The 25015-nt window shown below is 69.2% G+C and carries 22 protein-coding genes; 13 read left to right on the top strand and 9 right to left on the bottom strand.

Going from position 1 to position 25015, the window contains the following annotated elements; translation table 11 throughout:
- Positions 1 to 134 precede the first annotated feature (134 nt).
- Positions 135 to 1106 (top strand): DNA polymerase III subunit delta, encoded by a 972-nt coding sequence (gene holA / locus ACWESM_RS23100; protein WP_452493607.1) that lies wholly within the window; start codon positions 135 to 137, stop codon positions 1104 to 1106.
- Between the two features lie 234 nt (positions 1107 to 1340).
- Here the strand turns inward: holA and ACWESM_RS23095 are convergent, their stop codons facing one another.
- On the bottom strand, positions 1341 to 2411 hold the full coding sequence (locus tag ACWESM_RS23095) for an aldo/keto reductase (protein ID WP_364432049.1): 1071 nt from the start codon (positions 2409 to 2411) through the stop codon (positions 1341 to 1343).
- A gap of 125 nt (positions 2412 to 2536) precedes the next feature.
- On the opposite strand from ACWESM_RS23095, the gene ACWESM_RS23090 reads away from it, so the two are divergent.
- On the top strand, positions 2537 to 3601 hold the full coding sequence (locus ACWESM_RS23090; RefSeq protein ID WP_355072361.1) for an MmyB family transcriptional regulator: 1065 nt from the start codon (positions 2537 to 2539) through the stop codon (positions 3599 to 3601).
- A 6-nt stretch (positions 3602 to 3607) separates the two neighbouring features.
- Here the strand turns inward: ACWESM_RS23090 and ACWESM_RS23085 are convergent, their stop codons facing one another.
- Positions 3608 to 3853 (bottom strand): hypothetical protein, encoded by a 246-nt coding sequence (locus ACWESM_RS23085; RefSeq protein WP_355072363.1) that lies wholly within the window; start codon positions 3851 to 3853, stop codon positions 3608 to 3610.
- A 176-nt stretch (positions 3854 to 4029) separates the two neighbouring features.
- Positions 4030 to 4290, bottom strand: coding sequence for a 30S ribosomal protein S20 (gene rpsT / locus ACWESM_RS23080; RefSeq protein ID WP_364432054.1), 261 nt, complete (start codon positions 4288 to 4290; stop codon positions 4030 to 4032).
- 536 nt (positions 4291 to 4826) lie between these two features.
- On the opposite strand from rpsT, the gene ACWESM_RS23075 reads away from it, so the two are divergent.
- Complete coding sequence (locus ACWESM_RS23075) at positions 4827 to 5615, top strand: aquaporin (protein ID WP_355072367.1); 789 nt, start codon at positions 4827 to 4829, stop codon at positions 5613 to 5615.
- Between the two features lie 54 nt (positions 5616 to 5669).
- Here ACWESM_RS23075 and ACWESM_RS23070 read toward each other — a convergent pair whose 3' ends face one another.
- Both ACWESM_RS23070 and ACWESM_RS23065 read right to left on the bottom strand, forming a co-directional pair.
- Positions 5670 to 6074 (bottom strand): DUF5360 family protein, encoded by a 405-nt coding sequence (locus ACWESM_RS23070; protein ID WP_355072368.1) that lies wholly within the window; start codon positions 6072 to 6074, stop codon positions 5670 to 5672.
- An 8-nt stretch (positions 6075 to 6082) separates the two neighbouring features.
- Complete coding sequence (locus tag ACWESM_RS23065) at positions 6083 to 6637, bottom strand: type II toxin-antitoxin system PemK/MazF family toxin (RefSeq protein WP_356966427.1); 555 nt, start codon at positions 6635 to 6637, stop codon at positions 6083 to 6085.
- 400 nt (positions 6638 to 7037) lie between these two features.
- On the opposite strand from ACWESM_RS23065, the gene lepA reads away from it, so the two are divergent.
- Positions 7038 to 8915: a translation elongation factor 4 gene (lepA, locus tag ACWESM_RS23060; protein ID WP_355072372.1), complete on the top strand. Its 1878-nt coding sequence runs from the start codon at positions 7038 to 7040 to the stop codon at positions 8913 to 8915.
- A gap of 4 nt (positions 8916 to 8919) precedes the next feature.
- Here the strand turns inward: lepA and ACWESM_RS23055 are convergent, their stop codons facing one another.
- Entirely contained in the window at positions 8920 to 10176 is a 1257-nt protein-coding gene (locus ACWESM_RS23055; RefSeq protein WP_452493603.1) for a sensor histidine kinase, read from the bottom strand.
- Positions 10173 to 10865 (bottom strand): response regulator transcription factor, encoded by a 693-nt coding sequence (locus ACWESM_RS23050; protein WP_397073231.1) that lies wholly within the window; start codon positions 10863 to 10865, stop codon positions 10173 to 10175. Before ACWESM_RS23050 ends, ACWESM_RS23055 begins: the two co-directional genes overlap by 4 nt.
- A 568-nt stretch (positions 10866 to 11433) precedes the next feature.
- Here ACWESM_RS23050 and ACWESM_RS23045 point away from each other — a divergent pair.
- Complete coding sequence (locus tag ACWESM_RS23045) at positions 11434 to 13668, top strand: hypothetical protein (RefSeq protein ID WP_452493601.1); 2235 nt, start codon at positions 11434 to 11436, stop codon at positions 13666 to 13668.
- An 81-nt stretch (positions 13669 to 13749) separates the two neighbouring features.
- Positions 13750 to 15555: a dynamin family protein gene (locus tag ACWESM_RS23040; protein WP_452493599.1), complete on the top strand. Its 1806-nt coding sequence runs from the start codon at positions 13750 to 13752 to the stop codon at positions 15553 to 15555.
- A gap of 18 nt (positions 15556 to 15573) precedes the next feature.
- On the opposite strand, the gene ACWESM_RS23035 is transcribed toward ACWESM_RS23040, so the two are convergent.
- Positions 15574 to 17556: a glycoside hydrolase family 15 protein gene (locus ACWESM_RS23035; RefSeq protein WP_356966419.1), complete on the bottom strand. Its 1983-nt coding sequence runs from the start codon at positions 17554 to 17556 to the stop codon at positions 15574 to 15576.
- Between the two features lie 110 nt (positions 17557 to 17666).
- On the opposite strand from ACWESM_RS23035, the gene ACWESM_RS23030 reads away from it, so the two are divergent.
- Positions 17667 to 17945, top strand: a complete 279-nt coding sequence (locus ACWESM_RS23030; protein WP_356966417.1) for a hypothetical protein — start codon at positions 17667 to 17669, stop codon at positions 17943 to 17945.
- 80 nt (positions 17946 to 18025) lie between these two features.
- On the opposite strand, the gene ACWESM_RS23025 is transcribed toward ACWESM_RS23030, so the two are convergent.
- Complete coding sequence (locus ACWESM_RS23025) at positions 18026 to 19081, bottom strand: M48 family metallopeptidase (RefSeq protein ID WP_452493598.1); 1056 nt, start codon at positions 19079 to 19081, stop codon at positions 18026 to 18028.
- A 3-nt stretch (positions 19082 to 19084) separates the two neighbouring features.
- Here ACWESM_RS23025 and ACWESM_RS23020 point away from each other — a divergent pair, with 3 nt between their 5' ends.
- The 6 genes from ACWESM_RS23020 to ACWESM_RS22995 all read left to right on the top strand — a co-directional run bounded on the left by ACWESM_RS23020 (position 19085) and on the right by ACWESM_RS22995 (position 24976).
- Positions 19085 to 19240 (top strand): Ms4533A family Cys-rich leader peptide, encoded by a 156-nt coding sequence (locus ACWESM_RS23020; RefSeq protein WP_452493596.1) that lies wholly within the window; start codon positions 19085 to 19087, stop codon positions 19238 to 19240.
- 206 nt (positions 19241 to 19446) lie between these two features.
- Positions 19447 to 20493: a sulfate ABC transporter substrate-binding protein gene (locus tag ACWESM_RS23015; RefSeq protein ID WP_355072386.1), complete on the top strand. Its 1047-nt coding sequence runs from the start codon at positions 19447 to 19449 to the stop codon at positions 20491 to 20493.
- A 96-nt stretch (positions 20494 to 20589) separates the two neighbouring features.
- On the top strand, positions 20590 to 21423 hold the full coding sequence (gene cysT / locus ACWESM_RS23010) for a sulfate ABC transporter permease subunit CysT (protein WP_379254765.1): 834 nt from the start codon (positions 20590 to 20592) through the stop codon (positions 21421 to 21423).
- A gap of 67 nt (positions 21424 to 21490) precedes the next feature.
- Positions 21491 to 22297: a sulfate ABC transporter permease subunit CysW gene (gene cysW / locus ACWESM_RS23005; protein WP_355072388.1), complete on the top strand. Its 807-nt coding sequence runs from the start codon at positions 21491 to 21493 to the stop codon at positions 22295 to 22297.
- Complete coding sequence (locus tag ACWESM_RS23000) at positions 22294 to 23289, top strand: sulfate/molybdate ABC transporter ATP-binding protein (RefSeq protein WP_355072390.1); 996 nt, start codon at positions 22294 to 22296, stop codon at positions 23287 to 23289. The genes cysW and ACWESM_RS23000 overlap by 4 nt, the downstream gene beginning before the upstream one ends.
- Before the next feature lie 580 nt (positions 23290 to 23869).
- On the top strand, positions 23870 to 24976 hold the full coding sequence (locus ACWESM_RS22995) for an Hsp70 family protein (RefSeq protein ID WP_356966408.1): 1107 nt from the start codon (positions 23870 to 23872) through the stop codon (positions 24974 to 24976).
- Positions 24977 to 25015 lie beyond the last annotated feature (39 nt).

Here is a 25015-nt window from a genome sequence, read left to right as displayed (position 1 = left end):
TGCCGCGACTGCCCCTGGCCGGGGTGGGGTGTCGGTCGTGGACCGTAGGATCGGGCTGTGGACCAGCGCGGCGAATGGAGCAAGGCGGCAGAGCCATCGAGCACGATGCCCTCCGGCGACGAGGAGGCGCCGTCGTGAGCGAGCGGCCTGCGCCCGTGCATCTGGTGCTCGGGGAAGAGGAACTGCTGATCGAGCGGGCGCTGGGCGCGCTCACCGCGCAGGTGAGGGCGTTGGCTCCGGACCCGGACGCGGTGCCGGTCGATCGCATGCGCGCGGGGGACGCGAGTACCGCGGAGCTGGCCGAACTGCTGAGCCCCTCGTTGTTCGCCGAGGACCGGGTGATCATCCTCGAGGCGGCGGCCGAGGCGGGTAAGGACGCGGTCGCGGTGATCACCGAGGCATCGCAGAGCCCGCCCGAGGGTGTGTTGCTGGTCGTTGTGCACTCCGGTGGCGGACGGGCCAAGGCGCTGGCGCCCGCGCTGCAGAAAGCCGGTGCCGTCACCCACGACTGTGCCAAATTGACCAAGGCCGCCGAGCGCGTCGAGTTCGTGCGCGGTGAGTTCCGCAACGCCGGAGTGCGGGTGTCGGGCGAGGTCGTCCAAGTGGTGCTGGAAGCGGTGGGCACGGACCTGCGTGAGCTGGCCGCGGCGTGCGGGCAGCTGGCCGCGGACACCGGAGGGAAGATCGATGTCGCGGCCGTGCGCCGCTACTACTCGGGCAAGGCCGAGGTCTCCGGGTTCGACGTGGCCGAACTCGCGGTGGCCGGGGATCGCCCCGGTGCGATGGAGGCGCTGCGCTGGGCGAACGACCGCGGTGTTCCGCATGTCCTGCTCGCCGACGCGCTCGCCGACTCGGTGCACACCATCGCGCGCGTCGGTTCGGCCGGCCGCGGCGACCCGTTCAAGCTGGCCCAGCAGCTCGGCATGCCGCCGTGGAAGGTGAAGAAAGCGCAAGCCCAGGCCCGCAACTGGACCCCCGCGACCATCGGCTCCGCCCTCCAGGTGGTCGCGACTCTCAACGCCGACGTGAAAGGCGGCGCCGCCGACGCGGGCTATGCGCTGGAACACGCCCTTACCCGAATCCTCGATCTGCACGGCGCGAGCTGATCCGGGTCCGGTCGACCCGTTCCAACGCGTTCGCCGGAGCACACGCTTCAGAGCGTTCAGCCTCGGTCCTGGTTCCCGCTGGGGCAACGCCATGCGGGGCTGGTCACCACCCAACTCGGCAGGTACCCATGCACGGCGGACGGCAGCTCGCCGGAGACCGGCCGCGCCGCCGATCAGGTGCGACCCGATGCGGCGGTGCGGGTCTCGCTTCGCACCGCCGCATCGGATCGACGCTCAGACGCGCCCGTCGATCTTCAGGTCGCCGAAGGTGACGCTCTGGGTCATGGGCCGGTTGAGGAATTCGTGCGGGAATCCGAGATCCACCGCACTGGCCTGTTCCAGCCTGGCGAGCTGGGTGGCGTCGAACTCCACGTCGAGGGCGCCGAGGTTGTCCTCCAGTTGCGCCGCCGTGCGCGCGCCGATGATCGGCGAGGTGACTCCGGGCTCGCGCAGCGTCCAGGCCAGCGCGACCTGCGAGGGTGTCTTGCCGATCTCGTCCGCGACCTGCTTCACGACGTCGGCGATGGCGAGGCCGCGTTCGGTGAGCGAGCCGTTGGCGGCGGCCACGTTCTTGCGGCTGCCTTCGGGCGAACCGTCCGCCTGGTGGTCGAGGTCGGCGCGGCTGTACTTGCCGGTGAGCACACCGCTGGCCAGCGGTGACCACGGAATCACACCGAGGCCCAGTTCGCGCGCCATCGGGATGAGGTCGCGCTCGACGGTCCGCTCGATCAGGCTGTATTCGATCTGCAGCGCGATCAGCGGCGACCAGCCGCGCAGGTCCGCGATGGTCTGCATCCGGGCGATCTGCCAGGCGGGCGCGTCGGAGATGCCGACGTAGAGCACTTTGCCCGAGCGCACCAGATCGTCCATACCGCGCAGGATCTCCTCGACGGGGGTCAGGAAATCCCAGGCGTGCAAGTAGAGCAGGTCGATGTAGTCGGTGTTCAGCCTGCGCAGGCTGGCCTCCACCGAGCCGACCATGCTCTTGCGGTGGTTGCCACCGGAATTCGGGTCACCCGGACGGCGCAGCATGGTGTATTTGGTGGCCAGCACCAAGCTTTCGCGGTTGTCCGCGGTGAATTCGCCGAGCAGTTGCTCGGAGGTGCCGTTGGTGTACTGGTTGGCCGTATCGATGAAGTTGCCGCCGCGCTCGACATAGGTGTCGAAGATCTTGCGGGCTTCGTCCCGGTCCGCGCCCCAGCCCCAATCGGCGCCGAAGGTCATGGTTCCCAGGGACAGGGGTGACACCCGAAGGCCCGAGCGGCCGAGCAGCCGGTAGGTGTCGAGGGTGCGAGCTCCGGACATGTCCAGCTCCTTGTGTTTTCGCGATGTCTCGTTGCCGGAAGCCAGTCTTCAGCGCAGCGCGAGGACCAGTAAGGGAAGCTTCATCCTGGGAAAGCCAGTCCTAGGCAGCCGTAGGATCGACGGTGATGAGCACCGTGCACCCCACACAGCGCCGCGACCTCACCTCCGGTGGCGGCAGCCCGCGTAACCACGCCGGACCCGGGAGCGGCGCGGAGTCGGCCCAGCGCCGCGATCCCAGGCCTGGCAGCGGCAGCCCGCGTAATCACGCCGGACCCGGGAGCGGCGCTGATTCGACCCAGCGCCGCGACCTCGGGTCCAGCGGCGGGAGTTCGCGCACGCGCGCGGGGTCCGGCAGCGGCGCGGATCGAGTGCAGGAGATGGCCGCCTTCTTGCGGGCTCGCCGGGAGCGGCTGACGCCGGAGGATCTCGGCTTGCCGCAGCGCAAGCAGGCGCGCCGGACGCCGGGGCTGCGCCGGGAAGAGGTGGCCGAACTGGCAGGCGTGAGCACCGACTACATCGTGCGGCTGGAGCAGGGGCGGGGCCTGCGGCCGTCGGTGGACGTGCTGAACGCGCTGGCGCGGGCCCTGTGCTTGAACGACGACGAGCGCGCCTACCTGTTCGATCTGGCGCGACAGCGGCAGCCGGACAGCGGCAAGCCGAGCACGGTGCCCGCGCCCGCACTGGCCATGCTGGTGCGCGATCTGTCCCCGCTGCCCGCGATGCTGGTCAACCACCGCTACGACATCCTGGCCTGGAATCGGGAGATGGCGGCGTTGATCACGGACTTCGGCGCGCTGCCGGAGCGGCAGCGCAACTCCATGTGGTTGTGCCTGCTCGACCCGGGCATGCGAGATTTCTATGTCGAGCGGGAGCGCATCATCCGGGAGGGCATCGCGGATCTGCGCGCGGCATGGGCCGCGCATCCGGAGGACCGGGCGCTGGCCGACCTGATCGCCGAGTTCACCGCCCACAGCGCGGAGTTCGAGCAGGCATGGGCCCGCCACGACGTCCGCGTGCAGGGACGGGGGAACAAGCCGCTGCGGCATCCGGTGGTGGGTCCGCTGGTCGTCAGCTACGAGGTGCTCATACCCGTGCAGGATCCCGACCAGCGGATCGTCATCTACCGCGCCGCCGACGCGGACTCCCAGACGGCGCTCGACCGGCTCACCGCCGACCTGGATACGCGGTGACCGGGGCTATTCCGTGGAGGTCAGAATCAGCTCGCCGTCGTCGTCCGCGTCTTCGTAGCGGCCTTCCCACTCCTCGTAGGCGGGCACGTCCTCGTCCCGCGTGACGATCCACTCCAACGAGTAACCGCCGTCGTCGTCGGGAACCAGCACATTCTCGATCTTCAGTCCGAATCCGAGCACCTCGGCCGCGCGGATCACGTCCGGCAGGTCCTCGGCGCGAACGACCGTCTGATTGGCATACACGGTTACCATGCGCGGAATGGTAGCTGGAACCTCCGACACAGCGCGGGCCGAATCTCGAAACAGCAGCTGAAACGGCGTGGGAGCCAGATTGCTGTCCGGGCACGACAAAAGCCGCCGTGGTCATCGAGGCCACGACGGCTGCGTCCACACCACGAGTGCGGTACCGGCGCGCGGTACCGGGTGAATCAGAGCTTGTTGAAAGCCAGCGACAGGGCCGACTTCTTGTTGGCGGCCTGGTTGGCGTGGATGACGCCCTTCGAGGCGGCCTTGTCCAGCTTCCGACTGGCGAACTGAAGGCGCACGGCGGCGGCTTCCTTGTCACCGGCGGCAGCGGCCTCGCGGAAGCTGCGGATGGCGGTGCGCAGCGCGGACTTGACCGACTGGTTGCGCTTGCGCGCTTCCTCGTTGGTGCGGATCCGCTTCAGCTGGGACTTGATGTTGGCCACGCCGGTTCCTCGTGTTCCTGTCTGGTAGGTCTGTCCTGGGAAAGTTCGTCGAGCGCGCGACATACCCGAATGGAACGGGTAACGCAGCGCCGAAGGTCGAGGTTACCAGTCACCGTTCGGCACGCGAAATCCGACACCGGACCCGCCCCGGTCGATACCGGACACGGCACCGCGCTGGCTTCCCTGGCGACCGGCGAGTTCCACCCGCGAATCCGGCTGCGGGGATCGGCACGACGGTCTCCGGGCGAGAGTACGCCCGCGTCGAGGCATGGACCGGCGCGTGGTCGGGCTCACGGCCCGGCCGGCGCACGCAGGCGCCGAGCAGCACGTGTCCGTCGGGGTGGGCCGTCGCCACGCGATACGCCGCCGCTGAAGGGCCTCTTGTCGGGCGGCGGTTCGACCGGCCCGAAGTCGTTGTAGAGATCACACGACTCGCGTAGCGTCCTCCTAGCAACCGTTGCTTTCGAGCGGCTGGCGTTGCCGAAGCGGTACCACGACTCGTCCGAGTACATGTCTGGAACGCGGAAGGTGGACAGATGTCTCCAACGGCCCAGGAAGTAGTCGAAGAGGCTGTCGAGAACAAACCGGTTCCCGAGAGCAAGAAATGGGGCGCGGAGGCGCTCGGCACCTTCGTCCTGGTGATCGGCGGTGTCGGCACCGCGGTGCTGGCGGGGGAGAAGGTCGGTCCGCTGGGCATCGCGCTCGCTTTCGGCCTGTCGCTGATGTTTCTCGTCTATTCGATCGGGCCGATTTCGGGCTGCCACGTGAACCCGGCGGTGACCGTGGGGCATCTGCTGCTCGGCCGGATCAGCGGCGTGTCCGCGGCGGGGTACGTGATCTCGCAGCTGATCGGCGGGCTCCTCGCCGGTCTCGTTTTGTTCGCGCTGGCCAAGAACCTGCCGTCGTACGACCGGTCGGTCGACGGCCTCGCCGCGAACGGGTGGGGCAAGCACAGTCCCTCGGCGATTCGGGGGCCGCTGGGCGAGGTGGTGGTGCAGAACGGGTTCGGCATCGCCGCCACGATCATCGTCGAGGTGATGCTCACGGCGCTGCTGGTCTTCGTCGTGCTGTCCTCCACCGATCAGCTCTCCGACGTGCCGCTGGCCGGCCTGTCCATCGGCGCCACGCTGGCGGTGATCAACCTGGTGGCGATTCCGGTGGACTACGCCTCGGTGAACCCGGCACGCAGCCTCGCCGTGGCGCCCTACCAGGACGGCGCGATGGGGCAGGTCTGGGCGTTCATCGTGTTCCCGCTGATCGGCGGCGCACTCGGCGCGCTGCTGTACGGCCTGCTGTTCGGCCGTTCCCGCGAAATGATCTCCTGACGAAGGCGTTCGGCCCCGGTCAGTCGGCCGGGGCCGATCACTGTGGCTGGGCGGTCAGCTCGCGGTGCGCTCCTGCGGTGCGGTGCACACCAAAGTGACCAGCGCCGGGATCGGGAAGAGCAGCAGGAAGAGGTTGGGCACCCACCACAACGGACTGAAATCGCCGCGCAGTGTCCAGAACGCGATGGCTTGCAGCCCCGCCACGCTGGTCAGGGTCAGCGAAACGGTCATCAGGGTGCGCCAACCGGGCGAGCGGCACAGGCTCGCCAAGCCGGTGGCGCTCGCGGCGAGGTCGAGTACGACGAACGAGTAGTTCCAGTCGCTGAGGATCGGGTCGGTGTAATCCTTGTACGCCCATTCGGGCGGAATCACCTGGGCGAACGCGATCGCCCAGTAGAGCAGGAAACCGACGTCGGTGATCAGCATGGCGATCTTGGTCGGTCCGAGCACGCGTGCCATGGTCCGCCTCAGTGCCAGGCGTATTCGGCGCAGAGCCGGTGGGCGACCAGATCGAAGGTCTTGCGGGGCAGGATCGCGCCCTCGCGTCGGATGCCCGCCTCCGGCACGTCGAGCACCCGATCGAGCCGCACCCAGCTAGGGCGGTTGTCGTGGTCCCAGGACCCGCTGCCGATGCCGATCCAGTTGCGGTCGTAGGCGCGTTCCGGGTTCGACGACAGCATCAGCCCCAGCAGCGTGCGACGGTCCCGGCCCACCACCAGCACCGGCCGGTCCTTGCCGTTGCTCGGATCCTCTTCGAACGGCACCCAGGTCCAGACGATCTCCCCGGGATCGGCACGGCCGTCCAGTTGCGGCGAGTAGACGATCTGCCGCGCCCGCTCGGCGGTCGGGACCGGCGTCGACGCGGCGGGCCGCACCGTGACGCCCACGGCCGTGCGCCGCTGGGCCAGCGACCACACCAGCCGGTCGACCAGCCGGGGACCCTGCTGCTTGACGATCTTGGGCCCCTGTTGCTTAGCGATGAGACCGATCTGCTTGCCGAGGGTGTTCCAACTTCGGGCCATCCCAGGAGAATAACGGCGCACCCGCCGCTTCTCACCCGCGTGGGAACCGTTGTGTCGCGGGGGCCATTCGTCTGCGAGCGAGCTATGGAAGCGGATGTGCCCGCCGATCCGGGACCGATCGGACATGTCCGGCTCCCTGCCCCGTTGGCAAGGTACGCCGAGACCGAGCGCGATGAACGCAGCGGAGGACGGCGCGGCGCGCCCGACGGTGGCGACGGTGCGGGCGGTGACACATCCCCAGCCGTCACCGGCTCAGCCGCGTCCGTCCATTCGCCCCGGGTAAAGGAAGGACCCGCAGCTCGGGCGCGAGCCATGAGGGGGCCGCGAACACGCAGCGCCGAAGGCGCTGCAAAAACTGGCAGAGCACCATGGGACGATAGACGGCAGTTTGCCGATACCCATGAGGAGTGGAGTGCCCGCCAGCTTCGCCGACACGACGTTCACCGATCCCGCCCGGATCCGGAACTTCTGCATCATCGCGCACATCGACCACGGCAAGTCGACGCTGGCCGACCGGATGCTGCAACTGACCGGTGTGGTCGAAGAGCGGCAGATGCGTGCGCAGTATCTGGACCGGATGGATATCGAGCGCGAGCGCGGCATCACCATCAAGGCCCAGAACGTGCGGCTGCCCTGGACGCCCAGGACGGGGGAGCACGCGGGCACCGATTTCGTGCTGCACCTCATCGACACACCCGGCCACGTCGACTTCACCTACGAGGTGTCGCGCGCCCTGGAGGCGTGCGAGGGCGCGATCCTGCTGGTCGACGCCGCGCAGGGCATCGAGGCGCAGACGCTGGCCAACCTGTACCTGGCGCTGGAGAAGGATCTGACGATCATCCCGGTGCTGAACAAGATCGACCTGCCCGCCGCGGACCCGGAGCGCTACGCCGCCGAGCTGGCGCACATCGTCGGCTGCGATCCGTCGGACGTGCTGCGCGTCTCCGGCAAGACGGGCGAGGGCGTGGCCGATCTGCTCGACCAGGTGATCGCCCAGGTGCCGCCGCCGGTCGGCGAGGCGGACGCGCCCGCCCGCGCGATGATCTTCGACTCGGTCTACGACACCTACCGCGGCGTGGTCACCTACGTCCGTGTGGTGGACGGCAAGCTGACTCCGCGCGAGAAGATCAAGATGATGTCCACCGGCGCGACCCACGAGCTGCTGGAGATCGGCATCGTCTCGCCCGAGCCGAAACCGACCCAGGGGCTCGGCGTCGGCGAGGTCGGCTACCTGATCACCGGCGTGAAGGACGTGCGCCAATCCAAGGTCGGCGACACGGTGACCGGCGCGCGCGGCGGCGCGACCGAACCGCTCACCGGCTATCGCGAGCCGCGCCCGATGGTGTACTCCGGCCTGTATCCGGTGGACGGCTCCGACTACCCGGACCTGCGCGACGCGTTGGAGAAGTTGCAGCTCAACGACGCCGCCCTGACCTACACGCCGGAGACCTCGGTCGCGCTCGGGTTCGGCTTCCGCTGCGGCTTCCTCGGCCTGCTGCACATGGAGATCACGCGCGAACGCCTGCAGCGCGAGTTCGACCTCGACCTCATCTCGACGGCCCCGAACGTGGTGTACCGGGTGGAGATGGAGGACGGCGTCGAGCACGTCGTCACCAATCCCTCGTACTGGCCCGAAGGCAAGGTTCGCAATGTCTACGAGCCGGTGGTGAAGTGCACCATCATCGCGCCGAGCGAGTTCATCGGCTCGATCATGGAGCTGTGCCAGTCCCGCCGCGGCGAGCTCGGCGGCATGGACTACCTGTCCGAGACCCGCGTCGAGCTGCGCTACACCATGCCGATGGCGGAGATCATCTTCGACTTCTTCGATTCGCTGAAGTCACGCACCCGCGGTTACGCGAGCCTCGACTACGAGGAGGCGGGCGAGCAGGAATCGCAGCTGGTGAAGGTGGACATCCTGTTGCAGGGCGAGGCGGTGGACGCGTTCAGCGCGATCGTGCACCGCGACGCCGCCCAGGCCTACGGCCACAAGATGACCACCAAGCTGCGCGAGCTGATCCCCCGCCAGCAGTTCGAGGTGCCCATCCAGGCCGCGATCGGGTCGAAGATCATCGCCCGCGAGAACATTCGCGCCATCCGCAAGGACGTGCTGGCCAAGTGCTACGGCGGTGACATCAGCCGCAAGCGCAAGCTGCTGGAGAAGCAGAAGGAAGGCAAGAAGCGGATGAAGACGATCGGCCGCGTCGACGTCCCGCAGGAAGCCTTCGTGGCCGCGCTGTCCTCGGACGCCGCTTCGGACAAGCCGAAGGACAAGAAGTAGGCGGCTAGCCCGCCGCGCGCAGCCGTACGCGCAGGCGGGCGCCGCCCATCGGGCTCTCGTCGAGTTCGGCGGGGCCGGAATGCAATTCGGCTTGCTGACGGACCAGGGCCAGGCCGAGGCCCGAGCCGGGGGAACCGGGGCCCTTGACGAAGCGGTCGAAGGCGTCGCCGCGCAACGCCTCGGGGATGCCGCGACCGTCGTCGTCCACATAGATCTCCACGATGTCCTCCGGGCCGGATCGTGCGCTGACGGTGACGGTTCCGGCCTTGCCGTGTTGCACGGCATTGGCGACGGCATTCGTGACGATGAGCATGACGCCGCCCGGTAGACCGGTCACCGTGATCGGTGGGCATTCGGCGAGTTCGACCCGCACCCCGGGATGCCCGCGCCGCGCGTCGTGCACCGCGCGGTCGAGGGTGTCGCAGAGGTCGAACGGCTCGAAGACGTCCGGTTCGGTGAGTTCGCCGACCGCGAGGCGTTCCAGATCGGTCAGCGTGTTCTCGATCTGCCGCTCGGCGAAGAGGATCTCGGACAGGATCACGCCGCGCTGTTGTTCCGGAATCTCTTTGGTGGCAAGTACTTGCAGGTCGGTGCGCAACGCGGTGAGCGGCGTGCGCAACTCGTGCGCGCAGACCGCGGCGAAGTCGCGTGCGCCGGTCAGCGCCCGTTGGGTGGCGCGGTGGGCGGCTTCCAGCCGGGCGAGCATGCGGGTGATCGCGTCGGAGAGTTCCTCGGCTTCCCGCGCGCCGCGGCCGGACAGCGGCGGCAGTTTCTCCAACGTGTCGATGCGGTGGGTGGCGTCGGCGAGACGACGCAACGGGCGTGCGGCGAACCCGGCCAGGAACCAGCCGAGCAGGGCGGCCAGCAACGCGCCCGCCGCGCCGATGCCGAGCCCGATGCGCTGGCTGCGATGTATAGCCGCCTCCACGACGGCGCGGTCGGGATCGAGCGCGACCAGCACGCCGGGCAGCCCGTCGACCCGGGCGATCGCCGCGTCGGCGGGCGCCACGGGTCCGCGCGCGTCGGCTGACCCCTGCTCGGGAGACAGCGTGGCCGCGGACGGCGGAACAGGTTGCGCGGGCGCGGCTTCACGCGGCGCGGCGACCCGCACCGCCATCGACGAGACGGTCTCGTCCAGCTGACGTTCACCGGTGGCGCCGAGCAGGGTGGCGAAAGTGATCGTCAAGGTGAGCGCGACCAGTGCCGCGACCACCCCCGACACGACCGCTACCCGGGTGCGCAGCGACGGCGATCCGCTCATGGTTCCTCCCGGAGGACGAAGCCGACGCCGCGCACGGTGTGGAGTATCCGGGGCACGCCGTCCGCCTCCAGCTTGCGCCGCAGGTAGGAGACGAAGACGTCGACGACATTGGTGTCGGTGGGGAAGTCGTAACCCCACACTGCGGACAGGATCTGCTCGCGATCGAGCACGATCCCGATGTGCTCGGCGAGCAGGGCGAGCACCTCGAATTCACGTTTCGTCAACTCCACCGGCCTGCCCCCGGCCAGCACGCGGCGTCCGGCGGGGTCGATCCGCACCTGCCCGACCGTGCGCGCCTGGTCGGGGCGGTCCAGCGGTTTACGCCTGCGTCGCAGCAGCGCGTTCAACCGCGCGACCAGCTCGCCGAGATCGAACGGCTTGGTGAGGTAGTCGTCGGCTCCGCGTTCCAGGCAGGCGATCCGGTCGCTGACCGCGGTGCGCGCGCTGAGCACACAGATCGGGATGTCGTCGCCCATCGCCCGCAGCGCGGTGACCACGCCGACACCGTCGAGTTCGGGCATGTTGACGTCGAGCACCATCGCGTCGGGCGTGGTGGCGCGGACCATGCTCAGGGCCTCGGCGCCGTCGGTCGCGGTGACGACCTCGAAATCGGAGAGCTCCAGTCCCCGCCGCAGCGACGCGAGGACGCGAACCTCGTCGTCCACGACCAAGATTCGATGTCCGGCCATGAGGTCAATCTAATCCCACAGTCTGAGATCGTGGTGTCGGCTGCGCCCGCGGTGCGCGATGCGCGGGACCGGAAAGTGAGGCATTGGCCACGGCGCAAACTTGTAACGGACGTGTCGGACGGTGTGCAGACGTGGATCGTCGCGATGCGGCCGAGTGGAAGTCGATATGAGCCGATAGTCGTCCGGTAGATACGTTCGCGTCCCGGCCAACTCGGCATCCATGCCGCCGAACGGCTGATTCGTCGAATTCCTCGATGGAGAGCAAATCCTCGGCACTCCGTCGGCAACTCTCAGAGTTCCTTCAGTTCTTGCCGTCGAGCACTCGCCACGTTTCGATCAGGCCTGGTGACGGTGTCTATTCGAGACTGTGCGCGGTCGGGGAGGCCGCCGGAAATGGGGCTTCCGATCCGGCAAATCGGATGGCAGGGTTGTGTTGCCCGCCACAGTCGCATTCTCTCCAGTCCTGGAGAATGTGACAGGGGAGTATTCCCGAAATACTGTTGGGTGATCTTCACTCTCGGTCGGACCGGCGTGGTGAGGATGCTGAACAACCGAGAGTGGAGCTTTTATGACGCGTGATCTGCCCTTCGACGGCGACACCGAAGAGGCCGACCGCGCGGGCGACACCGCCTACCGTGTGGCCACCGGCGTCGCACGGGTCGCGCGGGCGGGCGCCTATGTCACCGGCGGCGCGCTGGTGGCCGCCAACGGCGGCGGCGTCCCCGCACAGCCCGGCGAATCCCGTCTCGACAGCTGGCACACCGGCTGGGCGCACAGCACCGATCCCGATCCCGACCAGCCGAGCCCGGTGATCACGTTCCCTGACCCGGTCGTCGAGCCCGCGCCGTTCTCGCATGGCTCGAATGTCCCGGTGGCGCACGGAAACTTGGTGCCAGGACCGGGCAATCCCGCGCCCGGGTTCGCCCTCCCCGGCACCGGCGCGGGCCCCGCCGGGTCGCTGCCCACGCTCCCCGGCGAGTACAGCGGCACCGACGCCGGCATGCCACTGCCGACGCTGGCCGGCGAGTCCGGCGCGCAGCAGGGGATGCAGCTGCCGACGCTGCCCGGCGAGTCGGGCGGCCACGGGACGCAGCTGCCCGGACACTCCGGCGGCGGCGTCCCCGGGCTCGGCGGGATCCCCGGCATGGACGGTGATGCCGGGAGCGGACTGTCCATCCCGGGGACCGACGGTCACGTGTCCAACGGTTTCTCGCTGCCCGGCGTCCGGTCCGACGCCGCGAACGATCTCGACGCGCCCGGCGGGCACGGGTTCGGCCTGCCCGGCCACGGACTCGGCCAAGCCGGGCACGGCTTCGGCCTGCCCGGCGCGAACGGCTTCACCGCGCCCGGCTCCACCGTCTTCGACCTGCCCGGCAACAGCGGCGCCGGTGCGGCGCACGCGGCGGGCGATCCGTTCGACGGCGTCGGTCAGGGCGGCGATCTCGGGATGTTCGTCGGCACCCAGTGGTCGGTCGACTTCGGGGTCGGCCCGAACGGGATCTACTTCACCTCCGAGATGAAGGTCGACGGCGCCGTCGGGCACGTCGGCGATCAGCTCGACGAATTCACCGACTATCTGGCCGACGGCATCCATCTGCCGGACGGCACCGCCAGCGCGGCCGCCCAGCCGAACGCGCTGAGCCAAGGCCCTTCCGGACTGCTCGGTGGGCTCACGTCATCGGGCGCGTCCGCCACGCAGTCGTCGGCGGCCTCCGGCGTCGCGCAGTCCGCGTCGGCGGCCGGTGCGCCGACGGCATCGAGCGTCGCGCAGCCGCTGGCGGCCTCGGCGTCCGGCGCCCCCGTGAGCGCGGTCGCGCCGGTGGCCCCCGCCGCCACGGCGCCCGCGCCCGCACCCGCGGCGGTCGCCGCGGCACCGGTGGTCGCGGCCACCCCGCTGCAGACCACGATCCAGCCCGACGCCGCCTCGACCCCGATCGCGAATGTGTTCGCCGCTCCGGAGGGCCCGTCCGTGCTGACCGCTCCCGCGGCGGCCGTCCCCGCGCTGTTCGACGCGGTACGGCCTGCGCCCGTGGTGAAGCCGGCACCCGGGACCGACCCGCATCCGTCCCACCCGACCCAGTCGCCCGCGTCGACCGTCACCGCGCCGACGACGATCGTCAAGACCACGCCGTCGCCGAGCGTTCCCGGCGACGTGACCGTCCCGTCCGCGCCGAAGACGCCGGATCACGACGTCACGAAGCTCCCGGGCGCCACCACGGTGCCGCACGGGGGCGTCACCACCGCTCCGGACGTGCCGACCACCAAGGTCCCTGGCGCGACGGTCACCCAGACCCCGGTGCCGACGCATGCGCCGACCACCCCGGGTGACGACGCGACCTCGCCGGGTGGCGTCACGGGTCGCCCGAGCACCGGTGGCACCTCCAACAGCACCTACCCGACCAACGACGTGCCGACCCACGAACTGCCCACCGGCGACGTACCGACGGTGAGCAGGCCTTCGCAGCCGACGTACGAGGCGCCGGACCAGCCCACCTACAGCGCCCCCGCACAGGCGCCCACCGTCGAGCCGCACGCCCCGTCCGCGCCGACCTACACCGCCCCCGTACCCACCCAGGCGCCGATCAAGCCGCAGGTGATCGACCCGAAGCCGCACGGCATCTCGGCGCCGCTGGCGCTCGACCACCCGGCCGACACCGTCTACCCGGTCGCCGACTACACCTACGACCATTCCGCACTGGCGCTGTCCTCGGGTGGCAGCCTCTCGGGTGCGCTGCTGCCGGAGTCGGGCATAGTGGAAACGCACCATTACGTGTCCGATGTGTCGGACATCTCCCTGATCTAGCAGGGGCGTAGCGGGTTCCGACGACTGCGGAGTGGTCGCTGGGGGCACCTGAACGAAAGTCATCGAGAGTAAGGAGGAGGGTTGTCTGCCGCTGCCGGGCTGAAGGCTGCGACCGTGAAACATCCGGACGCGATGGCCCCGCTCATTCGGATACTCGACGAGCTGCGGGAGACGGCCCGATCCGCGGGACGCGACGACCTCGGCAGCCGACTGAGCATGGTTCGTGCCAGGGTGAGCGATCCCCGGGTACGGCTCGTGGTCGTCGGTCGTCCGAAGAACGGCATGAGCACGCTGGTCAACAGCTTGGTCGGTGCCTCGGTCAGCGCGACGAACAGCGATCTGAGCGTCCCGGTGATCGTCGAGTACGGGCCGGAGCCGACCGCGACGCTGGTGCGGCAGACCGAGCACGGCCGCACCGAACGTCAGTCGGTCGACCCGCTCGATCCCGGTCCAGCGCTGGCCACCCAGGGCGTCGTCCGTGCCGAGTTCACCCAGCCCAGTCCGCTGCTCGCCGACGGTGTCGTGGTGATGGACGCGCCGGGCGCGCTGGGCGACAACCGCACCACCTGGTCGATGATCGCCGCGGCCGACGCCGTGCTCTACGTCGGCGACGCCGGCACCGAGCTGACCGTGGAGCAGATCGCCGAGTTGCAGCGCATCCAGCAGATCTGCCCGACCGTGATCTGCGTGCTGAACAAGATCGACGTGTTCCCGCACTGGTCGCGCACCCAGCAGCGCAACCGGGAACTGCTGGACTCGGCGGGACTCGGCTTCGCGGTGGCCCCGGTCTCCGCGGAACTGCACCGGCAGGCCGGGTTGACCGGTGACTACCAGCGCGACATCGAATCCGGCGTGCCGCAGCTGATCGATCATCTGCGCGACTACGTGGTCGCCCGCGCGGACGCGGTGGCGCTGGAAGCCGCGGTCGGGGACATCCGCCTGGTCTGCGATCACCTCGCGCTGACCCTGCGCACCGAAGCCGAGGCGCTGCGCGACCCGCGACGCCGCGCCGAGATCACCGACCAGCTCGCCCGCGCGCGCGACGAGGCCGATCAGCTGCGCCAGCGCACCGCGAACTGGCAGGTCACGCTCGTCGACGGCGCGACCGAGCTGATGGCCGACATCGAGCACGATCTGCGCCACCGGCTGCGCAGCCTGATCCGCGACGCCGAGGCCGAGATCGCCCAGACAGATCCGGCGCGCCGCTGGAAGGATTTCGCCGCCGATCTGGACGCGCGCATCTGCGAGGCGGTCGAGGAGAACTTCGCCGTGGCGCACTACCGCTCGATGGAGTTGTCCGAGCAGGTGGCCGCCAAGTTCCCGGCCGACAACCGGACCCCACCGCTGCCGGACCTGCGCTTGTCCAACCCCGGGGAGGTGCTCGAGGCGGTGCAGCCGCTGGAGCCCCTCGAGAGCGCGAAAGCCGGGGTCACCCAGCAATTCCTGACCGGTCTGCGCGGTTCCTACGGCGGCATCCTGATGGTCGGTCTGGCCACAAGCCTCCTGGGCATGTCGCTGGTGAACTGGTACTCGGCGGGTGCGGGCGTGCTGCTGGGCGTGAACGCGCTGTGGGACGACCGCAAGAGCCGCAAGGTGCGCCGCCGGGCCGAGGCCAAGGTAGCGGTGGCCCGCCTGATGGACGACGTGATCTTCCAGGTCGGCAAGGAGTCGCGTAACCGCTTGCGCGCCGTGCAGCGAGTGCTGCGCGACCACTTCACCGACATCGCGACCGAGGTTTCGCGCGCCGCGGACGACGCGCTGCGCTCGGCCGAGGAGAACTACGGGAAGTACGGCGACCGCAGGCCGGAGCGGATCGCCGACCTCGAGGCGCGGCTCGGCAAACTGCACGCGCTGCGCGAGGAGGCCGACGGACTGGTTCCCGCGTAGACCGTTTCCCGGCGTGGGTCAGACCGGATGGCCCTGCGGGGTGTTCGCGGGCTGGAAGCGGCCCGCGTGCCGGGAGCTCTCGGCACGGATGACGTGGGTCACGGCGTTGATCAGCGCGAGGTGGGTGAACGCCTGGGGGAAGTTACCGAGGTGGCGGCCACTGCGCGGATCGATCTCCTCGGCGTACAACCGCAGGGGACTGGCGAAGCCGAGCAGTCGTTCGCACAGGTGCCGCGCCCGCTGGATCTCCCCGATCTCGACCAGCGCGGAGACCAGCCAGAACGAGCAGATGGTGAACGCTCCTTCCGTGCCGCTCAGGCCGTCGTCGGTGGTTTCGGTCCGGTACCGCAGCACCAAGCCGTTCTCGGTGAGCCGGTCGGCGATGGCCAGCACGGTCGCGCGCACGCGATCGTCCTCGGGCGGCAGGAAGCGGGTGAGCACCACCAGCAGCAGCGAGGCGTCCAGCGTGTCGCCGCCGTAGACCTGGGTGAACACGCCTTCTGAGGTGACGCCGTTGGCCAGGACGTCGGCCTTGATCTCCTCCGCGATCGCGTACCACTCTTCGGCGTGCTCGTACTGGCCGTGCAACTCGGCGAGCTTCGCGCCGCGGTCCAGCGCCACCCAGCACATCACCTTGGACGAGGTGAAGTGCTGCGGCTCACCGCGCACCTCCCAGATGCCCCGATCGGGCTCCTTCCAGTGCTCGATGGCGGCGTGCACTTGGCGGACCAGTAGCGGCCACAGCGTCTCCGGCACCTGCTGGCGCGACTTCACGTGCAGGTACACCGCGTCGAGCATGGTGCCCCAGATGTCGTGCTGATCCTGGCTGTAGGCATTGTTGCCGATGCGCACCGGACGGGACTGGTCGTAGCCGCCCAAGTGATCGAGGATGATCTCGTCGAGCTGCCGTTCGCCGCCGATGCCGTAGAGCACCTGCAGCGGGACGGGCTCCCCGTCCTCGCCGGTCGTCGCGTCGTTGAGAAAGGCGAAGAAGTCGTCGGCCTCCCGGTCAAGGCCGAGCGTGTACAGGCCCCACAGCGCGAAGCTGGCATCCCGCACCCAGCTGTAGCGGTAATCCCAATTGCGTTCTCCGCCAGGGGTTTCCGGCAGCGAGGTGGTGGCGGCGGCCATCAGGGCGCCGGTCGGAGCGTAGGTGAGGCCTTTGAGGGTGAGCGCGCTGCGCTGCAAGTAGTTGCGCCACGGGTGATCGGGGAACTTGCCGAGCGTGATCCACTGGCGCCAGCATTCGGTGGTCTGCCACATCTTCTCGGCGGCCTCGTCGAAGGTGCGCGGCGCGGGCAGTTCCGACCAGGTGAGCGCGACGAAGACCTCGTCGCCCTCTTTCATCCTGGTGCGGGCGCGCGCCTCGCGCCCCTCGAGTCCGAGACGCAGATCGGTGGTGAGCACCAGGCTCGGCCCGGCGCTGGGCTCGTCGCCGCGCACCGCGGTCGCCTCCTCGTACACCTTGCCGGTGTACTCCCACCGTGCGCTCGCCCGGTGGTAGTCGAACGCGGGCTCGCAGCTCACCTCCAGCTCCACGGTGCCGTTCACGCATTTCACCGTGCGCAGCAGCAGATGCTCGGCATCCCAGTCCATCGGGGTGCGCCGGTGGGTCTTGCTGCGCTGATCGTTGTTGTGCCAGGGGCCGAGCACCAGTGCGTCGCGCACGATCAGCCAGCCGGTGCCGGTCTGCCAGGTGGTCTCCAGGATCATCCCGCCGGGCAGGTAGCGGCGGGCGGCGGGCACGTTGACCCCGTACGGCCCGACCCGGAAGTGCCCCGCGCTGCGGTCGAGGAGCGCCCCGAAGATGCTCGGCGAATCCGGCCGCGGAACACACATCCATTCCACCGCGCCGTTGCTGGCGACCAGGCAACTCGTCTCGCAGTCGGACAGGAAGGCGTAGTCATCGATCGGCGGGTAGGCGCCGTGGCGGTGGGTTTCGGCCAAGTTCGTCGGCAGGCCGTCGGAGTCGTTGAGGGTGAGGTCATCGGAGGACGCCATACCCCATCTTCGGGCCGATGTACGCCCGTCGTCCACTGCGCGATTTCTCTGTCCGCCGATGTGGCCGACGGCCTCGTGGAACCGGCCGGCGTACCGACTAGGCTGGAGCCGTGCATCGCATCGCAGGTTGGTGGGACGGCTTCGAGCTGTGGGTGGCGGGACTGCCGTTCATCCCGCAGTTCCTCGTGGTGCTCGTGGGCATGGTCCCGATCAGCTTCGCCATCGCCTACGGGCTTGATCGCGTGCTGCGCGCTGTGCTGCGCGTCCTGGACCGCCGCTACGGCGCCCATTCCGCACCGGCCCGCCCCGCCCCGGCCGCTGCGGCGGCGGTGCTCGAACCCGGGCAGGCCGCCGCCGATCGCACTCCCGTGCAGAGCGGGGCGCGCTGATGCCTCGTTCGCGGGTTCAGCTCGCCCTCATCGCGCTGCTCGTGCTGATCGTCGTCGCCTGGTTGATCACCCGCTGACGGTCAGTTCCCGCCGCCGCGCCAGTCGCCGAACCGCTTGCCGAGCTTCGCGACGGTGTCGCCGACCTCGTGGGCGACCGTGCTCGCCGCCGCGCCGACATCCCGGCCCAGCGTGCGCACCGTACGGATGAGCGGATCGTCGGACTGGTCGAAGTTCGTGCGGTAGGTGCGGGCGGCGGCTTTCATCTCGTCGGTGATCCGGGTGGCGCGATCCTGGTCACGGCGCGGATAGTCGCCCGAGAGCACGCGGTCGTAGTCGCCGCTCTGGATCCAGCGGCGCAGTTCGGCCGCGCGCAGCACGGAGAACGGGTGGCTCTGTAACTCCAGGTTGAGCAGCTTCAGCACGCCGTCGCGCAGATCGCCGGACCGCTCGTAGTCGTCGGCCTGGGACAGGAACGCCCCGTGGTTCATCTCCTTCACCAAGGCGCCCCCGGCCGTCTTCATGTGCACGCGTACCGAAGCGTCGACATCCTGGCCGCACAGCAGCCCGGCCCGGTCGCCGGACAGCTCGGACTTGCGGCTCCACTCCATCAGGGCCGCGACGATGCCGCGCAGAGCCCACCCACCGACCGGCAACCAGCCGACGCTCGCCGAGACCCGCAGCAGGTGCATGAGCATCGTGCGGTACACCGCGTGGCCGGACAGCGCGTGCCCGAGTTCGTGGCCCACTACGAAACGCAGCTCCTGGGTGTCCATCAGTTCGAGCAACCCGGTGGTCAGCACGATGAACGGCCGGTCCATGCCGATGGTGAAGGCATTCACCTGTGGGCTCTGCAACACGAACAGCTCAGGCGTCGTGGGGGCGTCCAGGATTCGCACACAGTCCTCGCGCAGGTGGTGCAGGGTGCGGAATTGCCGCTCGTCCACCCGTACCGCGGTGGCCAGATACAGCAGTCGGTGCTGGCGTTCCTGCAGCAAACCCGACAATGTGCGCAGCACCACGTCGAACCCCGGCAGTGACCGCAGGGTAACCAGGGCGGTGCGGTCGGCCGGGTGCTCCCACGTGCGGGTGCTGATGTCGGGGAATGTCGTGCGGACGCGATCCGGACTGGTGGTCATAAGATGAAACCCCCCTCTTCCTGGGCTCTTCGATTCGAACTCCGCCTTGCGCTCTGCTACAGTCTGCCCGTGTCTTCGAGCGCAGTCCCGCAGGTCCGCCATGAATTGGCGTTGATTGCTGTCGGTGACCTCGCGGTCGCGGACGTCTACTGTCGCTGATCGCGACCGGGCACATCCGCGTCTCGTTTGTCAGCAGACCGGCGCGCTTCTTGCAGATGTGCTTTCGCTTCCCGACGGCCCGTTGTGGGCCGGTAGTCGCGCCGCTGCCGTATCGCTCGATCGGCGGGTCTGCTGAATCGATAAGTTTGTCGCCGCCACCGATGTGTTACCGGAGAACTGGCGGTCCGCACGAAAGGTCCACCCCGATGGCTCGCAAATCCTGGCTTTCGCCGCGCCGACGCTACAGCGCCGTTGCCCTAGCCGCCCTAGCGGCGGTCGCGCTGACCGCGTGCGGCGGCGGAGCCAGCGACACGGTCGGGGCGGGCGCTTCCGACGGCAGCGGCGGCACCCTGAACCTCTACGCCTACGCCGTGCCGAAGCCCGGTTTCGACAAGGTGATCCCCGAGTTCAACAAGACCGAGCAGGGCAAGAACGTCCAGATCCAGCAGTCCTACGGCGCCTCCGGCGACCAGTCCCGCAAGGTGAAGGACGGCGCCGAGGCCGACGTCGTGAACTTCTCGGTCGAGCCGGACATCACTCGCCTCGTCGACGCGGGCCTGGTGGACGCGAGCTGGAACGCCGACGCCACCAAGGGCATCCCGTTCGGCTCGGTGGTCGCGATCGTCGTGCGCAAGGGCAACCCGAAGGGCATCAAGGACTGGGACGACCTGCTGAAGCCGGGCGTCGAGGTGGTCACCCCGAACCCGTTCAGCTCCGGTTCGGCCAAGTGGAACCTGCTCGCGCCGTACGCGGCCAAGAGCGACGGCGGCAAGAACCCGCAGGCGGGCCTGGACTACCTGAGCAAGCTGGTCTCCAAGGAGCACGTGAAGGTGCAGCCGAAGTCCGGCCGCGAGGCGACCGAGACGTTCCTGCAGGGCACCGGTGACGTTCTGCTGAGTTACGAGAACGAGGCGATCTTCTCCGAGCGCAACGGCGATCAGATCGAGCACTTCGTCCCGCCGGTCACGTTCAAGATCGAGAACCCGGTCGCGGTGCTGAAGAACAGCAAGAACCAGCAGAAGGCCGTCGCCTTCCGCGACTTCCTGTTCACCACCGCGGGCCAGAAGGCCTGGGCCGCCGCCGGTTTCCGCCCGGTCGACCCGAAGGTCGCCGCCGACTACGCCAAGGACTTCCCGACCCCGCAGAAGCTGTGGACGATCGCCGACCTCGGCGGCTGGAAGACCGTGGACAAGGAACTGTTCACCCCGAACACGGGTTCGGTAGCGGTGATCTATGACAACGCCACCAAGTGACCGGGTGACCCCCGTTACACGGGATACTGGACGATCGTGACTACGAGCAGTAACGCCGGGACCGCGCAGGCAGCTGGTCCCGGCGTCTCCGAACCCGTGCGTCCCGATCGCCGCTGGAACTGGTCGTGGCTGCGCGTGACCGGCTCGGTGGGTCCGCTCGGCATCGCCACCGCGGTGCTGTGGCTGAGCATCATCGTGCTGCTGCCACTGGCGGCGCTCACCGTGACCAGCTTCGAGGACGGGTGGTCCGGTTTCTGGGACGCCGTCACCGCGCCCGCCGCGCTGGACTCGCTGCGCATCACCGTGCTGGTCTCGGTGGTGGTGGCGGTGGTCAACGTGGTCATGGGCACGCTGATCGCCTGGGTGCTGGTCCGCGACCGGTTTCCCGGCAAGGGTGTGGTCAACGCGCTGATCGACCTGCCGTTCGCGCTGCCGACCATCGTCGCCAGTATCGTGCTGCTCTCGCTGTACGGTCCGCAGAGTCCGATCGACATCCACCTGAACGCCACCCAGCCGGGCCTGGTGGTCGCCCTGGCGTTCGTCACGCTGCCGTTCGTGGTGCGTTCGGTGCAGCCGGTGCTGATCGAGGCCGACCGCGAGGTGGAACAGGCGGCGCTCTCGCTGGGCGCGAACAACTGGACCACCTTCCGCAGGATCGTGCTGCCCGCGCTGGCTCCCGCCATCATCAGCGGCGGCGGACTGGCCTTCGCCCGCGCGATCGGCGAGTACGGTTCGGTGGTGCTGATCGGCGGCGCGATCCCGCGCAAGACCGAGATGGCCTCCCAGTACATCCAGAAGCAGATCGAGATCGATCGGCCGGTGAACGCGGCGGCCGTGTCGGTCGCGCTGCTGGCCATCTCGTTCGCGACGCTGCTGGTTCTGCGGCTGCTCGCCGAACGCAGCGCGCGCAAGGAGCAGGCGAGCCGATGACAAACAATCGCGCAGCGCTCCCCGTGTCGCCGGGGCGCGGGCATTCCCCTGGGACGGAGCAGGGTCGATGAAACTGCATCCGCTGACCCGCATCTCGTTGCGGACGGTGGCGCTCGGCTACTTGTTCGTACTGCTGGTGCTGCCGCTGATCATCATCCTGTGGCGCACGTTCGAGCGGGGGATCGGCGCGTTCGTCGACTCGATCACCACGCCCGCGGCGATCTCGGCGTTCCAGCTCTCCCTCCTGATCGTCGCGATCACCGTCCCGGTGAACGTGGTCTTCGGCATCGTGACGGCGCTCGCGCTGGTGCGTGGAAAGTTCCCGGGCCGCAACCTGGTTCAGGGCATCGTGGACTTGCCGTTCGCGGTCTCGCCCGTGGTGGTCGGCGTCTCGCTGATCCTGCTCTGGGGCGCGGGCGGCTGGTTCGGCGGTCTGGAAGACCTGGGCTTCAAGGTCATCTTCAACCTACCGGGCATGGTGATCGCCACCATCTTCGTGACGCTGCCGTTCGTGGTGCGCGAGGTCGAGCCGGTGCTGCACGAGATCGGCGACGACCAGGAGCAGGCCGCGGCCACCCTGGGCGCGTCCAAGTGGCAGACCTTCTGGCGGATCACGCTTCCCGCGATCCGGTGGGGCCTGACCTACGGCGTGGTGCTCACCGTGGCCCGCGCGCTCGGCGAGTTCGGCGCCGTGATCATGGTGTCCTCCGCGCTGCCTGGCAAGTCGCAGACGCTGACGTTGCTCGTGCACGGCCGGTACATCAACGACCACAACACCTTCGGCGCGTACTCCGCCGCCACCTTGCTGATGGGCATCGCCCTCGTCACCCTTCTGCTGATGACCCTCCTCGAACGTAAGCGGGGCACAAAGTGATCACCGTGACCAACGCGAACAAGAACTACGGCACGTTCGCCGCCCTCGACGATGTCAGTCTGGACATCCCCTCGGGCGAACTCACCGCGCTGCTCGGCCCGTCGGGTTCGGGCAAGTCGACGCTGCTGCGCTCGATCGCCGGGCTGGAGTCGCTGGACACCGGCGTGGTCAGCATCGCGGGGCGCGACGTCACCCGGGTGCCGCCGCAGAAGCGCGACATCGGCTTCGTGTTCCAGCACTACGCGGCGTTCAAACACATGACCGTGCGCGACAACGTGGCGTTCGGCCTGAAGATCCGCAAGCGCCCGAAGCACGAGATCAGCAAGCGCGTCGACGAATTGCTCGGCATCGTGGGACTGGACGGCTTCCAGCACCGCTACCCGGCCCAGCTGTCGGGTGGCCAGCGCCAGCGTATGGCGCTGGCCCGCGCGCTCGCCGTCGATCCGCAGGTGCTGCTGCTGGACGAGCCGTTCGGCGCGCTGGACGCCAAGGTCCGCGCCGACCTGCGGACCTGGCTGCGCAGGCTGCACGAGGAGGTCCACGTGACCACCGTGCTGGTCACCCACGACCAGGAGGAGGCGCTCGACGTCGCCGACCGGATCGCGGTGATGAACAAGGGCCGCATCGAGCAGATCGGCACTCCGGAGGACGTGTACGACCGGCCGGCCAACGAGTTCGTCATGTCGTTCCTCGGCGCGGTGGCCCGGCTCAACGGACATCTGGTGCGGCCACACGACATTCGCGTCGGCCGGGATCCCGGCATGGCGCTCGCCGAGCACGAGGGCACCGCCGATTCCGCGGGCGTCACCAGGGCGACGGTCGAGCGCGTGGTGCACCTCGGCTTCGAGGTGCGCGTGGAACTGCGCAACGCAGCGACCGGCGACCTGTTCGCCGCGCAGGTCACCCGCGGTGACGCCGAGGCGCTGCGACTGTCGGACGGCGAGACGGTGTACGTTCGCGCCACTCGGATCCCGGAACTGCCCGCGCACTAAGGGTTTTCGCGAACCGGTCGCATATTCGTCGACATAGGGAGTCTGGCGCTGAGAAGTTGCCACACTCTCTCCCGTTGCCGTGTCTACTGGCTATCCGGCTGCGCTGCGGAACGGTTGCCGACGGGGAAGCGAGGTGTGCGCTAGGCGGCGGTCGTAGCGGCGTCGGGCCGGACCCGGCATGCGATGCGAATATCGACGACTGTCGCCGGGTCCGGCGCCCCGTCCATTCGGCGAATTGTCGGCACGGATCCGTCAAGGGGAGTCTCCCCATGTGGAGCGCTGTCGCTCGGCGCCGTGCGCGTAAGAACCCGGATTCCGGCAAACATCCACCGGGCATTATCTATCCCCGCGTGTCGCAAGGAAATCCGACTGGACGGCATGTGTAATGCTGGTTGGCCTGGTGAGGGCGTCGTAGCCCGTGGATTCGGATGCGGCGAGGCACAGGCGGCTTGCGGACAATCGGTTGTCCGGACTTGGCACGAAGATCGCGGAGTGGTTGCCTAAACGGCGTTCGAAGCAAATCGGCACGGCGATCGGGTGGATTGCGATGGCGGTTGGTCTCGGGTTGAGCATCGGTACGGTGAACACGGTTTCCGTTCTCGCGGAGGAAGGTTCGGCCAAGGCTCCGCCGGGGCGACGCAAAACGCAGCGGGCGCAGACCATCACGCGCCGCACCACGCTGACCTTCGACAGCACCGGCGTGGCCAGGGTGGGCATGATTCCCCGGCACGGCCGCGCGGTCACCGAATTCGCCGATCTCACGCAGCGTTCCAGCACGTGGGCGCGGGTGGGCAACCGCGCGCTCGCCCCGGCGGACCTCGTCGCGACGGTGGCGAAGTGCCTGACCGACGAGGTGCGGCAGGACCATCCCGGCTGCGGAAGCGGGCTCGGCATCGCGGTGGCCTATCCGGCCCGCTATGCCGACGAGCAGGTGGACGCGTTGCGCGCGGCGCTGGACGGCGTGGAACTGACGCAGGCGGCGCTGGTGGCCGAACCCGTCGCGGCGGCGGCCTGGCTGGAGGCCGACCGTGGTCCGCTCATGCCGGGTCTCGCCCTCGTCTACGACCTCGGCGGTGCCGGGCTCGACGTCACGCTGGTCCGGGTGGGTGCGGGATGTCCGCGCAATCCGATCGTCGGGGTCTCGCTGCGTTCCACCGAGTTCGGCGGACGCGCGTTCGGGGCGTTGATCGCCGAGCAAGCCGGGCCGGGCCCGCACTCGTCTTCGGTCGCCGAGTCGGTCGCCGACACGATCGCGGGCGAACTGCGCGTCAAGCATGTCCGGGAGTCGCTGGAACTCGTCTACCGCTGCTTGCGGGTCGCGGACGTCACCATGGCCGACGTCGACCGCGTGCTGGTGGTCGGCGGGGCGGCGCGACCGGCGGAGGTGGCCGAGGTCTTGGCGGCGGAATTGGCCAGGCCGGTGATCGTCGCCGCCGATCCCGGGCGGACCACCGCCGACGGCGCCGCGATCCTCGGACGGAGGGCGGCGGCCGCGGCCGAGGCGGCGGCCGAGCTGCGCCGGGTCAGGCGCAGGCGCGTCCGTCGTCGTGCCGCCACGCGGGCCCTGATGCTGTCGCGCCGGACCAGGCGCAGGCTGGGCCGGGTGGTCGTCGTCACGAGTATGTCGGCGGTATTCGGTTTCGGGACTTCGATCCTGGCGGTCGGTGACGGGGTGCTGGTGAGTTAGGCCCCGGCACGGACCGCGATGAACAGGGGCCGTCCGGCG

It is taken from the genome of Nocardia sp. NPDC003999 (genome assembly GCF_053604885.1).
Note: the sequence above shows the minus strand (reverse complement) of the source record. Positions and strands in the feature narration are given on the sequence as shown.

Coding starts and splice junctions, on each gene's coding strand:
- ACWESM_RS23085 (WP_355072363.1), bottom strand. CDS start 3,853: ATGGTAACCGTGTATGCCAATCAGACGGTCGTTCGCGCCGAGGACCTG.
- ACWESM_RS23045 (WP_452493601.1), top strand. CDS start 11,434: ATGACGCGTGATCTGCCCTTCGACGGCGACACCGAAGAGGCCGACCGC.
- ACWESM_RS23075 (WP_355072367.1), top strand. CDS start 4,827: ATGTCTCCAACGGCCCAGGAAGTAGTCGAAGAGGCTGTCGAGAACAAA.
- ACWESM_RS23090 (WP_355072361.1), top strand. CDS start 2,537: ATGAGCACCGTGCACCCCACACAGCGCCGCGACCTCACCTCCGGTGGC.
- ACWESM_RS23065 (WP_356966427.1), bottom strand. CDS start 6,637: ATGGCCCGAAGTTGGAACACCCTCGGCAAGCAGATCGGTCTCATCGCT.
- ACWESM_RS23025 (WP_452493598.1), bottom strand. CDS start 19,081: ATGACCACCAGTCCGGATCGCGTCCGCACGACATTCCCCGACATCAGC.
- ACWESM_RS23095 (WP_364432049.1), bottom strand. CDS start 2,411: ATGTCCGGAGCTCGCACCCTCGACACCTACCGGCTGCTCGGCCGCTCG.
- ACWESM_RS23035 (WP_356966419.1), bottom strand. CDS start 17,556: ATGGCGTCCTCCGATGACCTCACCCTCAACGACTCCGACGGCCTGCCG.
- ACWESM_RS23055 (WP_452493603.1), bottom strand. CDS start 10,176: ATGAGCGGATCGCCGTCGCTGCGCACCCGGGTAGCGGTCGTGTCGGGG.
- ACWESM_RS23015 (WP_355072386.1), top strand. CDS start 19,447: ATGGCTCGCAAATCCTGGCTTTCGCCGCGCCGACGCTACAGCGCCGTT.
- cysW (WP_355072388.1), top strand. CDS start 21,491: ATGAAACTGCATCCGCTGACCCGCATCTCGTTGCGGACGGTGGCGCTC.
- ACWESM_RS23070 (WP_355072368.1), bottom strand. CDS start 6,074: ATGGCACGCGTGCTCGGACCGACCAAGATCGCCATGCTGATCACCGAC.
- ACWESM_RS23020 (WP_452493596.1), top strand. CDS start 19,085: ATGAAACCCCCCTCTTCCTGGGCTCTTCGATTCGAACTCCGCCTTGCG.
- lepA (WP_355072372.1), top strand. CDS start 7,038: ATGAGGAGTGGAGTGCCCGCCAGCTTCGCCGACACGACGTTCACCGAT.
- ACWESM_RS23050 (WP_397073231.1), bottom strand. CDS start 10,865: ATGGCCGGACATCGAATCTTGGTCGTGGACGACGAGGTTCGCGTCCTC.